The sequence below is a fragment of the Kluyvera ascorbata ATCC 33433 genome, assembly GCF_000735365.1.
Lineage (GTDB): Bacteria > Pseudomonadota > Gammaproteobacteria > Enterobacterales > Enterobacteriaceae > Kluyvera > Kluyvera ascorbata.
Genome location: NZ_JMPL01000231.1, coordinates 1 through 962, shown reverse-complemented (window position 1 = coordinate 962; position 962 = coordinate 1). Strand labels below are relative to the sequence as shown.

Annotated in this window: 1 protein-coding gene and 1 pseudogene; one reads left to right on the top strand and one right to left on the bottom strand. The window is 52.4% G+C overall.

The features are described 5' to 3' along the window. Nucleotides 1-161: 161 nt before the first annotated feature. Entirely contained in the window at nucleotides 162-608 is a 447-nt protein-coding gene (locus tag GKAS_RS23335; protein ID WP_035897915.1) for a YcgN family cysteine cluster protein, read from the top strand. A 268-nt stretch (nucleotides 609-876) separates the two neighbouring features. Here the strand turns inward: GKAS_RS23335 and GKAS_RS25045 are convergent. After that, a pseudogene (locus tag GKAS_RS25045) lies at nucleotides 877-962 on the bottom strand (disulfide bond formation protein DsbB); the annotation flags it as partial.

Here is a 962-nt window from a genome sequence, read left to right as displayed (position 1 = left end):
CCGCTGCACGCGGCGATGAGCTTGAGGTGCAGTTTAACGGACTGTCCCTGACGACTCGCGTACTGTAAGCCCTCCTTGCCGCCCCATTCGGGCGGCAAAACTTGCATCCCTGTGCCAGACTGGTTATAAGAAGCACCCTGATTTTTGATGTGGACATCCTGATGAGCGAATTACCTTTCTGGCAGAGCAAAACCCTTGATGAAATGACAGATGCGGAGTGGGAGTCGCTGTGTGATGGCTGCGGGCAGTGCTGCCTGCATAAGCTGATGGATGACGACACCGACGAAATCTATTTCACTAACGTTGCCTGTAAGCAGCTCAATATCAAAACCTGTCAGTGCCGTAACTATGAACGCCGCTTCGAATTCGAGCCGGACTGCATCAAGCTGACGCGCGACAATCTGCCTACCTTCGAGTGGCTGCCGCATACCTGCGCCTATCGCCTGCTGGCGGAAGGGCAGTCGCTGCCGCAGTGGCACCCGCTCATTACCGGTTCCAGGGCGGCGATGCACGGCGAGCGTATTTCCGTACGTCATATCGCAGTGAAAGAGTCGGAAGTATACGACTGGCAGGACCATATATTAAATAAGCCGGATTGGGCTAAATAAACCGCAATTTGCGGCATCATTCACTATTTTTATATTTCCCGCCTTAAACCCCTACGTAATTCTTATACCGGGCCGATAGAGAATAAAAGCGATTCGGTATAAGGACGCATATGCGTAATCCAATAAAGCTCTTAGTACTGGCGTTAGTGATTAATCTGGGCGGCTGGAGTCTGGTACTTGCGGCGGGATATGGAATATGGGCGTTGATGGGATAGAGAGAGTGAAGAACTTGCCAGCAGCCTGTTCAAAGCCACTGGCAAGGCGGTGATTAGCGGCCGAACAGGTCGCGTCTTTTCGGTTTGAACGGTTGGGCAATCAGCACCAGCAGCGCCACAATCAGATAGGCGGCAAAAA

Bases quoted from the DNA above. Each gene is read 5' to 3' on its own strand.
- GKAS_RS23335 (WP_035897915.1), top strand. From the start codon at position 162: ATGAGCGAATTACCTTTCTGGCAGAGCAAAACCCTTGATGAAATGACA.